The organism is Lentilactobacillus laojiaonis (genome assembly GCF_020616595.1).
GTDB lineage: Bacteria > Bacillota > Bacilli > Lactobacillales > Lactobacillaceae > Lentilactobacillus > Lentilactobacillus laojiaonis.
In genome coordinates this window covers 838711-852520 of the sequence record NZ_CP085278.1, presented here as the reverse complement: position 1 = coordinate 852520, position 13810 = coordinate 838711, and the positions used below count along the sequence as shown (strand labels likewise).

The following is a 13810-nucleotide window of genomic DNA, read 5'->3' as shown; positions in this document are numbered from 1 at the left end:
TTAGGGGGTTATGACTTAGTGCATATAATTGAAGCAGTCATTTTATTAGTGTTCTTAGTTTTATTATCGAATATAATAAATCATTTTATTCCAGATATTCCGGTAAGTTTATTTCAAATTTTATTGGGATTAGGGCTAACCTTACTTACCAAGATGACCATTCCTTTGGAAACTGATTGGTTTTTGCTTTTATTTATCGCTCCCTTACTATTTAATGATGGTAGAAGATTTCCCAAACAAGAGCTGTGGAAATTAAGAGGTCCAATTTTAGCTAATGCTATTTTATTAGTATTTTTAACCACCGTAATTGGAGGATTTATCCTGCATTTGATTGTTCCTAAAATGCCACTTTCGGTAAGTTTTGCTTTGATTGCAATCTTATCGCCAACGGATCCGGTGGCAGTACAATCAATTTCTAAACGAGTTAATTTACCTGAAAATGTATTGCATGCGGTTAGTGGTGAAAGCTTGATTAATGATGCTAGTGGATTAATTGCCTTTAAATATGCAATTGCTGCTACAGTTACGGGAATTTTCTCAATTCGCTCAGCAATTGGAGATTTTATTTATATAACTTTAATTGGTTTGATTAGTGGCGCAATCATTATTATCTCGTTTAAAATTTTAGAAGATTGGCTGTATCGTCAGGGAATTAATGATGTAATTTTCAATACCGTTTTACAAATTATTACACCATTTATAATTTATTTAATTGCTGAGGATGTTTTTCATGCTTCGGGAGTAATTGCAGTAGTAACTGCCGGAATTATTGTCCAAATTTATGGAAAAACCCCGGTTTCAAACCAACCTGAATTAATTTTAGTTCGTGAAAAAACTTGGGATATTATTATCTATACGTTAAATGGACTGGTCTTTGTTATTTTAGGAATTGAGTTGCCGGTTGCAACTACTGAATTAATTAAAAGTGATGATTTTAATACATTATATGCAGTTTTGCTTTCATTCATTGTTTGGTTAATCTTGTTTATTGTACGAGTTTTATGGATTTATTTTTATCAGGTATTTAATAAAACTAACGGTAAATCTAATTTTAAAATTGCATTACTAACTGGACTTTCTGGAGTTAGAGGGGCCGTTACGATGGCAGGGGTTTTAACTGTGCCATTAGTTATTAGTTCCAATCGACCTTTTCCGATGAGATCATTAATGCTGTTTGTAGCGGCTTTAGTAATTATTATTAGTTTAGTAATTGCGGTAGCAGTTTTACCATTAATTTCTAAAAATAAGGGTCCAATTTTAACTCGAGCTAGTGCTAGTGATGATCAAGCTACTTTGGATGAAATTCCGAATCAAGTTGATCAAGCAAAACTAATTTCTGAGGATCAAGCTCGAATATATATCATGCAGTCGGCTGTTAAAGCCTTAGAAAAGAATCAAAATGATTCCAATCGTCGAGAAACTTATGATTTAATATTTAATTATCAGTTTTTAATTAGAAATCTAGAATTTAAATTGGGCGATCGAGCCAAAATTAATAAAATTTTGTCAGATGAGATTGCTCTTAGGCGAGTAGCTTTATCAGGGGAGCATTTGGCTTTAGAAGACCTGGTTGCCAAGAAACAAATTTCTATGAACTCATATTTAATTACTAATGAAACGTTACACAGACAAGAAAAACGTTTAATGAGTATGGGTGAATCAAATTTCAAGGTGAGCCATGGTTTTAAATTTTGGCTTCGAAGAATTAAAGATCGAGTCACACTTATTTATTTTAAAAATAAGCAATTAAATGATGAAGAAATTCAAAAAGATTTTCCAACCATTCAAAAAGCAACTGCAAATGGAGCTATTAGGGCTTTGTCAACTTATTTAAATCGAAATGATATTAATAAAGATAAATTTAATAATCAATCGGTTTATCATTTGATAGTGCATTACCGTAACCAAATTGAACTAGCCAAGCTTCCTTATGGAAAGAATAATCGTAATAATGAAATTTTAAATAATCTAAAATTAATTGCTTTAGCGGCAGAACGAAATGGAATTCAAAAATTAGTTCAAAAAGGAAAAATTGATGGATTAATGTCTGCTAAATTACGGCAATATGTAAATTATTCTGAAACGGTACTAAATACTGAAGATGAAAATATATAGAAAAGAGACCAGATTTAACTGGTCTCTTTTTTATTATTATTTGGATGGCTAATGATATGGAGGAACCATAGGATTATTAATTGAATAAATGTTAAAACGGCCATAAATAAGAAGGCATCTTTGCCTAACATATTTAAAAATGGTTTTATGAAAATGGTTGGAGTTAAAAATAAATAAACCGTGTGAATTCGTAAAAATCTACCAATAAATATTCCAATTGATGAAAGAATTGTAAGAATTATAGCAATAACATAGCTATAAAATTTATTTAATTTGTAACGATCTGTGATTGATTTGGCTACCTTTATTAATCCCCACATCCCAATTAGGACACTTACAAAGGTGCTAATAATTAATAATGTGAAGTTTAACCACATAAAATTATTTAACCTTAGTAAACCATCTGCGCCATATGGATTTAGTAATGATAAATGAAAAAGATCGGTTAATAGGTAAGGGGTGTTTGGATAAAATAACATCCAAATAATTATGAGAATCCAAAACAAAAAGGAAGATTTAGGTTTATTAGAATCGATATGGAAACTCAATTCAATAGGAATAAACGCTAGAAAGGTGTTTAATAACAAAAATGTAAATGGTGGTTTGGCAAAGTAAACTAATATTAACATCCATATAATGTAAAATATTCTAATTTGCCATTTATGTAACTTACTCAAACTAATTTTCCTCCTTTTTCTACAATTACTATTAAACTATTATTAATCAAGAAATACTATAAAAATGAATTATTTATACTATATTTTTATAATTTATTAAAATGCAGAAAACCTAGTTTAATTTTTTAAATATTTTATCTGGCAATGCTATAATAAAATTAAGTAATTATTAAGAGGTGCGTAATGGATTGGTCAAATTTATTTACATGGCACATGTTTATTAATCTAATAGACATAGTTGTAGTTTGGTTTTTAGTATATGAAATATTAATGATGGTTAAGGGCACTAAAGCAATTCAATTACTTAGAGGAATTATCATCATTATAATTATCAAAGTAGTGAGCTGGTATGTAGGATTATCAACCGTTTCCTGGATTATGGACCAAGTTATTAATTGGGGAGTTATTGCGGTAATTGTAATTTTTCAACCAGAAATTAGAAGGGCCTTGGAACATATTGGCCGGGGATCGCTATTTTCCAGAAACAATCAACAAAATCAAGAGGCAAATCAGTTAATTGATTCATTAGATAAAGCGATCCAATATATGTCAAAACGTAGAATTGGGGCATTAATTACTATCCAAATGAATACTGGATTAGAAGAGTATATTGAAACCGGGATCAAATTAGATGCCGATGTAACTGGTGAATTGTTAATTAATATCTTTATACCTAATACTCCTTTACATGATGGTGCTGTAATTATTAAGGATAATCGAGTTGCCGTTGCGGCGGCATATTTACCACTTTCTCAAAGTAATCTGATTCCCAAGGAATTAGGAACAAGACATCGTGCAGCGGTTGGTATTTCTGAAATTACGGATGCTTTAACGATAGTAATTTCTGAAGAGACTGGTGAGGTTTCAATAACTCAAAATAATAAGTTATTAAGAGGAATGTCTCAGGAAGATTATTTAAATTATTTCCGAGGACAGTTAATTAAAGGAAACCAAGAGAAATCAAAGAATTTATTTGAAAAAATATATACTAATGTTGAAAAACATTTTAAAAGGAGAAAACAAAATTGAAAAATTTCTTTTCTAAGAGATGGTTTTATTTGTTAATCTCACTATTTTTTGCAATAATGCTCTTCTTCTATGCGGGTAGCACCAAAATGGATACAATTAGAAATCCCTATGTACGCAAAAATGAATCAATTAGGTTAACATCCACTAAGACTGAAACTTTAAATGTTCCGCTATCCCTTACAGTTAATAGTAATAAATATTTTGTAACGGGCTATCCTAGAAATGTAAAAGTGGTAGTTTCTGGTCCTTCAGCGTTAATTACAACAATTGCCAATACACAAAATTTTAGTGTGTATGCTGATTTATCAAAGTTATCAGTTGGTAAACACACGGTAACGTTACAACAAGAAGGATTAAACAGTGAGTTAAGATATAAAATCATACCAAGCAAAATAAATATTGATATACAACCTAGAAAAACAGTTGATTATTCTTTAGATATCCAATATCCTAAAGATAATGTTGCTCCCGGTTATAAAGCAGGTAAAGCTACATCAGATACTCGTAATGTACAAGTTACGGGTTCGTTAGACCAAATAAATCGAATTTCTAAAGTGGTCGCTAAGTTGAATTTCCCACAAAATTCAACCTCAACTGTTAATAATCAAGCGATTGTAGAAGTACTAGATAAGAACAATAAAACTATAAACGCAGTAGCAACTCCTTCAACGGTAAATGTTAATTTGCCTATTACACCTGGAAAAAGTAAAGAAGTAGGTATTAAATTACAGCCTAAAGGTGTTGAAAATGATGGGGAATTCACACTAACTAGTGATACTAAAAAAGTCAAAGTGTTTGGCACCGATAAGCAATTATCTAAAATTGATGAAGTTTTAGTTAATGTTGATACAAGTTCGCTTAAGAATAAAACCGAGGAAAAAAAGGTTCATTTGGATGCTAAACTTAATGATGTAGAAGGCTTTGATCCCGAGAACATAAATGTAAAAATTAAGAATAACAATTAATGATTGTTAATTGAAATGAGGAATAACTAATGAAATATTTTGGTACCGATGGCGTTAGAGGAATTGCCAATAAGGATTTGAGTCCAGAACTAGCATTTAGATGTGGACGAGCAGGAGGATATGTCTTAACTCGTCATTCCGATAGAAAGCAACCTCAAGTTTTGGTTGCTAGAGATACTCGAATTTCTGGTCAAATGCTAGAAGAAGCCTTAATTGCAGGATTATTATCAGTCGGAATTGAAGTGCTTGATTTAGGAATTGTAACTACTCCGGGTGTGGCTTACTTAGTTCGTAGTCAAGAAGCTGATTCAGGAGTAATGATTACTGCATCACATAATCCAGTAGAATATAATGGTATTAAATTCTTTGGTGCTGATGGTTATAAATTGTCTGATGAAATGGAAGAAGAAATTGAAGCTATTTTGGAAGATCCAATTGATAATTTACCCAAACCAGCAGCTGAAGGTTTAGGTACTTTAGGAGATTATTACGAAGGTAGTCAAAAATATATCCATTTCTTAGAACAAACCATTTCCGATAATCTTGAAGGACTAAAAATATGCGTTGATGCTGCTAATGGTGCAAGTAGTAAATTAGTTACCAATTTATACGCTGATTTAGGAATTGATTTTAAAACAATGGCAACTAATCCCGATGGTTTAAACATTAATGATCATGTTGGTTCTACGCATCCAGAGGCTTTACAAAAAATGGTTGTTGAAGAAAATGCCCAAGCAGGAATTGCCTTTGATGGTGACGGAGATCGTTGTATTGCTGTAGATGAAAACGGAAATATCGTTGATGGTGATACTATTATGTACATATGTGGAAAATATATGTCAGAACATGGTAAATTACGTCAAAATACCATTGTAACTACTGTAATGAGTAATTTGGGAATGTATAAAGCTATGGAAAAACAAGGCCTAGTTAGTGTAAAAACTAAAGTTGGTGATCGCTACGTTGTTGAAAAGATGAACGAAGAAGGTTATAACCTAGGTGGCGAACAATCTGGTCATATTGTATTTTTAGACTTTAATACAACTGGTGATGGAATGCTTACTAGTCTTCAATTGTTATCAATTATGAAGGCTACTGGTAAAAAACTATCTGAACTAGCTAGTGAAGTTAAAGTTTATCCACAAAGATTAATTAACGTAAAGGTTAAAAATGAAGATAAAAATCATGCAATGGATAATGATAATATCGCTAAAGTTATTGCTGAAGTAGAAAAGGAAATGAACGGCGACGGTCGAGTATTGGTACGACCTAGCGGAACCGAACCGTTACTTAGAGTAATGACTGAAGCTCCTACTCAGGAACTTGTCGATAGATACACTCAAACTATTGCTGATGTAGTTAAAGATGAAATTGGAATAGATTAGCAAAAAGAAGGGATGAAATTAATCCCTTCTTTTTTATTGGGGTATACCAGTTAATATAATTGACAAATGCATTTAAATAATATACATTATATGTGTTGTTAAATAAGTGATTTAAAAATTATATTAGAAAATTATAAATGTATATACCAATTTTGATAGGGGGATTTTATTATGTGCGGAATAGTTGGAGTTACTGGAAATGATAATGCTGTAAAAATTTTATTAGAAGGTCTAGAAAAACTAGAATATCGAGGCTATGATTCAGCAGGTATTTATGTTAATGATCAAACCGGTGAAGACTATTTAATTAAAGAAAAGGGTCGAATTTCTGAACTTGAAAAAGCAGTTGGACCAGAAGTACATGGTTCTACTGGTATTGGTCATACTCGCTGGGCCACTCATGGCGGAGTTAGCGTTGAAAATGCTCATCCACAATACTCCCAAGATCACCGTTTTTATCTCGTGCATAATGGGGTGATTGAAAACTTTAAGGAATTGAAATCCGATTATTTAACCGGAACCACCTTTACTAGCCAAACTGATACAGAAGTTGTAGTTCAATTGGTTGATAAATTCGTTAATGAAGGATTAAGTACTAAAGAAGCTTTTGTGAAAACCATTGGTTTATTAAAAGGCTCTTCTTATGGATTTTTATTAATGGATAGTCAAAATCCTGATACTTTATATGTTGCTAAAAACAAAAGTCCGTTATTAGTGGGCGTGGGCGATAATTTTAACGTAGTTTGTTCAGATGCTTTGGCAATGATTTCATCAACCCACAATTTCTTAGAATTAAAAGATGGTGAAATTGTAACCATTACTCCCGACAAAGTTGTCATTGAAGATCAATCTGGAAATATTATTAATCGTGATCCATTCTATGTTGAAATGGATTCTCAAGATACCGACAAGGGAACTTATCCTTACTATATGTTAAAGGAAATTGATGAACAACCTAACGTTATGCGTAATCTAGCTCAAAAATATTTATCAGATAACGACATGCCAAATATTGATGAGAACTTAATTAAAGCAATTAAAGAATCCGACCACATTCATATTGTGGGGGCAGGAACTAGTTATCATGCTGGATTAGTAGGTAAAGCTTTATTTGAAAAATTAACCAATATTCCAACCGATGTACATGTTGCTTCTGAATATGCTTATGATGAACCATTACTAAGTAAGAAACCATTCTTTATATTCTTAACTCAAAGTGGTGAAACTGCAGATAGTCGTGAAGTGCTAGTGAATGTTAATGAGCAAGGCTATCATAGCTTAACCATTACAAATGTGCAGAATTCTACTCTATCTAGAGAAGCAGATTTTACTTTATTGCTTAATGCCGGACCTGAAATTTCTGTGGCTTCTACCAAAGCTTATACTGCCCAAATTGCAGTGGAGGCTATTTTAGCTAAAGCAGTTGGAATGGCTAAGGGTCAAATTGTTGCTGATGAATTTAATGTTCGTCAACAATTGGGATTAGTAGCTACTGCTATGCAAGCCATTATTGATGAAAAAGATTCTATTGAGGAGTTGGCTAAACAGTACTTTGTAAAAGCTGATAAAGCCTTTTATATAGGACGAGGAATTGACTACTTTGTTTCCTTAGAGGCAGCTTTGAAACTTAAGGAAATCTCTTATGTGCATGCCGAAGGATTTGCATCAGGTGAATTGAAACACGGTACAATTGCATTAATCGAAGAAGATACTCCAGTAGTAGGAATAATTACTCAACATAAAACTGCCGGATTGACTAGAAGTAATTTGCAAGAGACCCTTTCTAGAGGAGCAAATATTTTAACTATTGTATCTGAGGATTTAGCAAAATCAGATGATAATATTGTCATTCCAACAGTTGATGAATTATTATCTCCATTAGTTAGTGTTGTTCCCACACAGTTAATTGCTTATTACACTAGTCTAAACAAGGGATTAGATGTTGATCGTCCAAGAAACTTGGCTAAAAGTGTAACCGTAGAATAATTTAAAAAACGTCTTTCTCATTTGAGAAAGACGTTTTTTAGTTTATTTGCAAAATTTAAGAATGTGTTTTACAATTGGACTATACCAAAATGGAGGGTGAGTAAAAATGAACATTATTGTTGTTGATAATTTAGCTCAAGCTGGACAAGCTGGTAAAGATGTATTTGCAAAGGAATTAAATAACGGAGCAAAAGTTTTTGGACTAGCAACTGGAAGTACCCCAATTTCTACATACGATGCAATTGGAAATAGTGACTTAGATTTTAGCGATTGTATTTCTATTAATCTGGATGAATATGTTGGATTAAAATCAACTGACTCCCAAAGTTACCATTACTTTATGCAAAAGCATTTATTTGACAAGAAACCATTTAAAAAATCATATGTTCCTGATGGATCTAATTTAGATGCTGCCAAAGCAACTGAAGATTACGAAAAAATTATTAATCAAAACCCAATTGATTTACAAATTTTAGGAATTGGTCGTAATGGTCATATTGGATTTAATGAACCTGGAACACCATTTGATTCACTAACTCATGAAATTAATTTAACTGAATCTACTATTGAAGCTAATGCTAGATTTTTTGAAAATATTAACGATGTACCTAGAAAAGCATATTCAATGGGAATTGCTTCAATCATGGGTGCTAAACATATTTTATTAGAAGCTTTCGGTACTCAAAAAGCAGAAATTATTAAAGCAGCGTTAGAAGGACCAGTTACCGAAGATGTTCCAGCCAGTGTTTTACAAAAACACCCTAACATTACAGTAATTTTAGATCGTGATTCCGCAGCTCAATTAAACTTAAATTAATTAAAAAAAGCGAAACTTATTAGTTTCGCTTTTTTATTTTTTAACAAATTGATAATTATAGTATAAATTTTAATTAAAAAGGTTGATCAGCTTACTTGTTAATTTATCATAAAAGTATATTCAACGGGGGGATACGATATGAATAAACAGGTAACGCATTTATTAACTATGGTTGGAATATTATTTGGAAGTATTGTTTTTGGGGAAAATTCAGTACATGCAGATGCAACCATTCAAAATAATTTTATTAATAATTATAGTAATGATGTTAAAAAAGTATCAAATAAATATAATCTATATGGTTCAGTTATGCTGAGCCAGGCAGCTATTGAGAGTGGTTGGGGACAAAGCCAATTAACTACTCAAGCTAATAACTTTTTTGGAATTAAAGGAGCTTATAATGGCTCTTCGGTAGCTATGCCAACTACTGAATATGACGAAAATGGTAAGTTATATAGCACTAATGCTAATTTTAAAAAATATCCGAGTGACTATGAATCGTTTGTTGATAATGCTGAACTACTTAGAAATAATCCCATTTATTCTGGAACCTGGAAAGAAAATAGTAATACATATTCATTAGCGGCCCAAGCTTTAACAGGAACGTATGCAACAGACCCTAATTACGGTAATACCATTGTTAGTGTAATCGAACAATATGGTTTAGATAAAATAGTTGATGCTAGTGATACTAACAATAATTTAGGAAATAATATTAGTGGTGGTAATGATGCATTTGTACCGGCGAGTGTGAAATATTATGCTGGTGATGCTAATGAAAGTATCCCATTATCAAAACAATATAATAAGTATTATTTATATAATCATGTAAAAGGCGCCTATAAAAATGTAACGAAGACAAAATTTTCTAAGCTCAATGTTAATGCTAAAACACCGGTATATTTAGATATGCGAGGTGTGAAGACTAAATCTAATACTACTTGGTATCGAATTAGATTTAGTAATAATAAAAATGCAAAGAAATATTGGGTTTATAAAGATGCTTTGAGTTTTTCTCCAATAACTTATAAGAAAACTACTCAAACTATCACTATTAATCCGCAAGCTGATTTGAATATTTACAATCATGTATATAATTCTAATTATCTAGCTAAAAAAACTGGAAAATTAAATATTAATCAAAAATACGTAGTTAATGATTTAGCCATCCAAATTGATAGTCAAAATCAGCAACCGATAGTTTGGTACCGCATTGTTAATGGAAAAACTACTGGCTGGATAAACTCCGAAGCGGTTAATCAAGTTATGAAAAACGTAATTTATGCCCCAGTTGATTTTAGTAAAACTATTAATCCAGCAACTAAATATAAGCTTTATAATCATATTAAAGGCAGTTACCCCAATATAAAAACCTATTCGATGAGTCAATTAAACTTAACTAATCGTTTAACAGTAAAAATTAATTTAGTGGGCTACAAAGAAGATACTAAAACAACCTGGTACCGAATTAATTTAAATAATCGAAATTATTGGGTATATTCTAAGGCGTTTATTTAATTACTAAGTGAATATTGATTTTTTTCTTTTAATTTCGTATACTAGTCATTACTGTTGTCTTATGTAAGTGGAGGAACGAAACTTAATGAGAAAAATTTTAAATGTTTTTTTACTAACTTTTGCGATTTTGGTTGGTATTAATTTAGGAAATTGTATGCAGGCTAATGCCTCAACCAATACTGATTTTATTACTAAGTTAACACCCGCAGTTAAAAAAGCTAGTAAAGAAAATGGGTTATATGCGTCAGTTATGATGGCTCAAGCGATTGTTGAGAGCAATTGGGGTAATTCCAAACTATCATTAGATGCTAATAACTACTTTGGTATTAAAGGTAGTTATAATGGTAACTCAGTTACTATGCAAACAGATGAAGAAAATTCAGATGGTAGTCGATACACCATTGACGCTGATTTTAAAAAATATGGTTCTGTTGAACAATCAATTAACGATAATGCTCAATTGCTAAGAAATGGTCCTAGCTACGATAATGATTATTATTCCGGAACTTGGAAAGAAAATGCATTAAATTATTCTGATGCAGCAATTGCTTTATCAGTTAAATATGCTACTGATATTGAGTATGGTTATAAAATCATTAGAATTATTGAACAATATGATTTGGATAAATTAGATAGTGGTAATGATACTACTAACATTAATAAACAAATTCAAAAGGGACTAGATTCTCAATTTACTAGCGAAAAGACTAGTAGTGAAAGCACTCCTGAAGATACTTCTATCGAGAGTCACCCAAATTCTTTAAAGAACGTATCTGGATATAAACTAATTTCGCTAAAGGATAAAAAAGAAAAAACATCTAAGGATCTAACTTGGGTTCTTAGTGATGTAACTTCAGCGTGGTTATTAAGAGGTTGGTAAGAATTTTACCAACCTCTTATTTTTATTAAAAAGTTTGGTATAATGGTAAGTATTGAATTTTGAATAAAAAACATTATTATAGGATGAAGTGTAATGTCAGAAGATTATAAAATAAAAGTAGAAAATGTAACAAAAGAATACGAACTATTTAAAACACAATCAGAAAAGTTAAAATCCTTTTTTGCTATAAAAAATAAAAAAGTTCCACATTTTTGGTCATTAATGGGGGTTTCACTCGAGGTTATGCCTGGTGAAACTTTAGGTTTAATTGGGGTTAATGGTTCAGGTAAATCAACTCTATCAAATATCATTTCAGGAATTATCCCTCAAACTACTGGTAAAGTAGATGTTCGTGGAGATACTTCTATCGTAGCCATTAGTGCCGGGTTAAGAGGAAACTTAACTGGAAGAGAAAATATTCGTTTAAAATCCTTAATGCAAGGATTAACTAACCATGAAATTGATGAAATGATGCCGGAAATTATTTCATTTGCTGATATTGGTGATTTTGTTGATCAACCAGTAAAGAGCTACTCAAGTGGGATGAAATCTCGTTTAGGTTTTGCTATTGCAGTGCATATTAATCCTGATATTTTGATTATTGATGAAGCTTTATCAGTTGGGGATGATACTTTCTATGAACGCTGTTTAGAAAAAATTAACGAATTTAAAGCTGCTGGAAAAACCATTATATTTGTAAGTCATTCATTAAAACAAATTGAACTTATGTGTGATAAAGTCGCATGGATTAACTATGGTCAATTAAAAATGATTGGTGAAACCAGTGAAGTAGTGGCTGAGTATCGTAAATTTACTAAGTGGTTTAAAGGAATGACTAAAAAAGAGAAAAAGAAATTCCAAAAAGATCAAAAAAATATTCAAAAGAATTTTGATATTAAAGCCTATCAAGAACAAGTTACTAAGGAAAAAATGGCTGAAAATCCTAACGATAAAAACATTCCAGCTAAAGTTAACAAATTATTTTATGGTAATGTTTTGAGCGAAAAGATGCCTATGATTACTAAAATCTTTACAGGCTTAGTATTAGTAGCTTTAGTTTTTGTATGTTTAGTTAATGTTTCAGGTCATCCTTTGACTAGTGTTCTAAGTGACCCTAGCTTACTATTACATCCGGAAATGCATTTAAACATTAAATAAAAATAAACTAATGGCTATTTAGCTATTAGTTTATTTTTGCGGTGAAAGAAGTTGATTTAAATTGAAAAGTCATGAAGTTTTAACTCTAATTGAAGAAATTACTAGAAATGATGGCAGTAAATATATTGAAATTAGTAACATGGTCCAAAATGGTCGAGCAGAATTAGCGGCCGAACGTCAATTTATTAAAGAAGTACGGATATTACAATTAAATATTCCACACTCAGTCCATGTTATAAATTATGAAAATTATATTAATGAAAATTATGAAATGCCTACAGAATCAATGGATCACTTTGAAGAATGGCAAAAAACCGAAGAAATGCAAAAAGAAATTGATTTAATCTTAAAGGAAAATCATATTGGATAAATAAAAACCAGCCAATGATGGCTGGTTTTTTATATGTTTAATTCGTTAGGTTCAGCGATGATTTGTTGTTCACCGTTATCATAAACTACAGCTGATTTAGGATAACTATTTCGATAAGGAAATGGAGTATCGAATGTAGCTACTAGTTCATTATTATCATTGATATAATCATATGACAGGGTTTGATTGTTATTTACCAGATCAAATTTTACTAGATTTGATAAAGGAAAGATATTTTTTAAATTTTGGTCTAATAAAAACCAAAATTCATCAATTAAAGGATCTGGAAGTGATGAAATTATTGAGTAACTTGCAAACCTAGGCGCATTAGAACTAAACATTTGCTTACCTCCAATATAAATAATTTTTAATTATAGCATTAGTTTAGAAGATTATCATTGTTATTACAACTATATGAATATATAATTAGTAATGAAAATAATTTATATTGAAGCGGTGATCAAAATGAGTGAAGAAAATGATGAATTGTTAGAGGATGCAATTGATGTTTATTTATCATCTTTAAAGTACTTAAACTATTATATTTCAGAACCCGCTGAAAAGTATGGCTTATCTTTTGAACAATTTTTGATCTTAAGAAAAATTGCCACACAAAAAAATGTTACTTTGATGGACATTGCTAGTGAGCGAAATGTTACTAGGAGTGCAATTTCCAGACAAATTAAAGTTTTACTCAAACATAATTATATTTATCAAGAACCATCACCCAGTGATAAACGCAAATTTTATTTGCATTTAACTGCCGATGGAGCTGAAGCTGAAAAAGATATTTCTTTATTAGCTGCTAATAGGTTTGATAAGTGGGTTAATTATTATGGAAAAGATAAGGCTAGGGAAATTATTGATTTTATACATGATTTTGCTAACTCTCAATTACTGAATTAGATTA

Annotated in this window: 13 protein-coding genes; 11 read left to right on the top strand and 2 right to left on the bottom strand. The window is 31.1% G+C overall.

Going from position 1 to position 13810, the window contains the following annotated elements; genetic code table 11:
- Nucleotides 1-18 precede the first annotated feature (18 nt).
- Nucleotides 19-2115, top strand: coding sequence for a cation:proton antiporter (locus tag LHL71_RS04440; RefSeq protein ID WP_227360618.1), 2097 nt, complete (start codon nucleotides 19-21; stop codon nucleotides 2113-2115).
- Nucleotides 2116-2129: 14 nt separating this feature from the next.
- Here LHL71_RS04440 and LHL71_RS04435 read toward each other — a convergent pair whose 3' ends face one another.
- Complete coding sequence (locus LHL71_RS04435) at nucleotides 2130-2792, bottom strand: DUF1361 domain-containing protein (RefSeq protein WP_227360617.1); 663 nt, start codon at nucleotides 2790-2792, stop codon at nucleotides 2130-2132.
- Nucleotides 2793-2975: 183 nt separating this feature from the next.
- On the opposite strand from LHL71_RS04435, the gene cdaA reads away from it, so the two are divergent.
- The 9 genes from cdaA (at nucleotide 2976) to LHL71_RS04390 (ending at nucleotide 12900) form a co-directional block, all read left to right on the top strand.
- The gene (gene cdaA / locus LHL71_RS04430) at nucleotides 2976-3821 is read left to right on the top strand and encodes a diadenylate cyclase CdaA (RefSeq protein WP_227360616.1); all 846 of its coding nucleotides are present in this window, start codon (nucleotides 2976-2978) and stop codon (nucleotides 3819-3821) included.
- Entirely contained in the window at nucleotides 3818-4786 is a 969-nt protein-coding gene (locus tag LHL71_RS04425) for a CdaR family protein (protein WP_227360615.1), read from the top strand. Before cdaA ends, LHL71_RS04425 begins: the two co-directional genes overlap by 4 nt.
- Before the next feature lie 29 nt (nucleotides 4787-4815).
- A complete protein-coding gene (glmM, locus tag LHL71_RS04420; RefSeq protein WP_227360614.1) occupies nucleotides 4816-6171 on the top strand; it encodes a phosphoglucosamine mutase in 1356 nt (451 codons plus the stop codon).
- 171 nt (nucleotides 6172-6342) lie between these two features.
- Nucleotides 6343-8157: a glutamine--fructose-6-phosphate transaminase (isomerizing) gene (gene glmS, locus LHL71_RS04415; protein ID WP_227360613.1), complete on the top strand. Its 1815-nt coding sequence runs from the start codon at nucleotides 6343-6345 to the stop codon at nucleotides 8155-8157.
- Between the two features lie 106 nt (nucleotides 8158-8263).
- Entirely contained in the window at nucleotides 8264-8974 is a 711-nt protein-coding gene (locus tag LHL71_RS04410) for a glucosamine-6-phosphate deaminase (protein WP_227360612.1), read from the top strand.
- 138 nt (nucleotides 8975-9112) lie between these two features.
- A complete protein-coding gene (locus tag LHL71_RS04405; protein WP_227360611.1) occupies nucleotides 9113-10492 on the top strand; it encodes a glycoside hydrolase family 73 protein in 1380 nt (459 codons plus the stop codon).
- Nucleotides 10493-10577: 85 nt separating this feature from the next.
- Nucleotides 10578-11372 carry a glycoside hydrolase family 73 protein gene (locus LHL71_RS04400; protein ID WP_227360610.1) on the top strand — a complete coding sequence of 265 codons (795 nt, stop codon included), beginning with the start codon at nucleotides 10578-10580 and terminating at the stop codon, nucleotides 11370-11372.
- A 93-nt stretch (nucleotides 11373-11465) separates the two neighbouring features.
- Nucleotides 11466-12530: an ABC transporter ATP-binding protein gene (locus LHL71_RS04395; RefSeq protein ID WP_227360609.1), complete on the top strand. Its 1065-nt coding sequence runs from the start codon at nucleotides 11466-11468 to the stop codon at nucleotides 12528-12530.
- 61 nt (nucleotides 12531-12591) lie between these two features.
- Nucleotides 12592-12900 (top strand): hypothetical protein, encoded by a 309-nt coding sequence (locus tag LHL71_RS04390; RefSeq protein WP_227360608.1) that lies wholly within the window; start codon nucleotides 12592-12594, stop codon nucleotides 12898-12900.
- A 29-nt stretch (nucleotides 12901-12929) separates the two neighbouring features.
- Here LHL71_RS04390 and LHL71_RS04385 read toward each other — a convergent pair whose 3' ends face one another.
- A complete protein-coding gene (locus tag LHL71_RS04385) occupies nucleotides 12930-13241 on the bottom strand; it encodes a DUF960 family protein (protein WP_227360607.1) in 312 nt (103 codons plus the stop codon).
- A gap of 124 nt (nucleotides 13242-13365) precedes the next feature.
- On the opposite strand from LHL71_RS04385, the gene LHL71_RS04380 reads away from it, so the two are divergent.
- Nucleotides 13366-13806: a MarR family winged helix-turn-helix transcriptional regulator gene (locus LHL71_RS04380; protein WP_227360606.1), complete on the top strand. Its 441-nt coding sequence runs from the start codon at nucleotides 13366-13368 to the stop codon at nucleotides 13804-13806.
- The last annotated feature ends 4 nt before the right edge of the window (nucleotides 13807-13810 follow it).

Bases quoted from the DNA above. Each gene is read 5' to 3' on its own strand.
- cdaA (WP_227360616.1), top strand. From the start codon at position 2,976: ATGGATTGGTCAAATTTATTTACATGGCACATGTTTATTAATCTAATA.
- glmM (WP_227360614.1), top strand. From the start codon at position 4,816: ATGAAATATTTTGGTACCGATGGCGTTAGAGGAATTGCCAATAAGGAT.
- glmS (WP_227360613.1), top strand. From the start codon at position 6,343: ATGTGCGGAATAGTTGGAGTTACTGGAAATGATAATGCTGTAAAAATT.
- LHL71_RS04410 (WP_227360612.1), top strand. From the start codon at position 8,264: ATGAACATTATTGTTGTTGATAATTTAGCTCAAGCTGGACAAGCTGGT.
- LHL71_RS04405 (WP_227360611.1), top strand. From the start codon at position 9,113: ATGAATAAACAGGTAACGCATTTATTAACTATGGTTGGAATATTATTT.
- LHL71_RS04400 (WP_227360610.1), top strand. From the start codon at position 10,578: ATGAGAAAAATTTTAAATGTTTTTTTACTAACTTTTGCGATTTTGGTT.
- LHL71_RS04395 (WP_227360609.1), top strand. From the start codon at position 11,466: ATGTCAGAAGATTATAAAATAAAAGTAGAAAATGTAACAAAAGAATAC.
- LHL71_RS04385 (WP_227360607.1), bottom strand. From the start codon at position 13,241: ATGTTTAGTTCTAATGCGCCTAGGTTTGCAAGTTACTCAATAATTTCA.
- LHL71_RS04380 (WP_227360606.1), top strand. From the start codon at position 13,366: ATGAGTGAAGAAAATGATGAATTGTTAGAGGATGCAATTGATGTTTAT.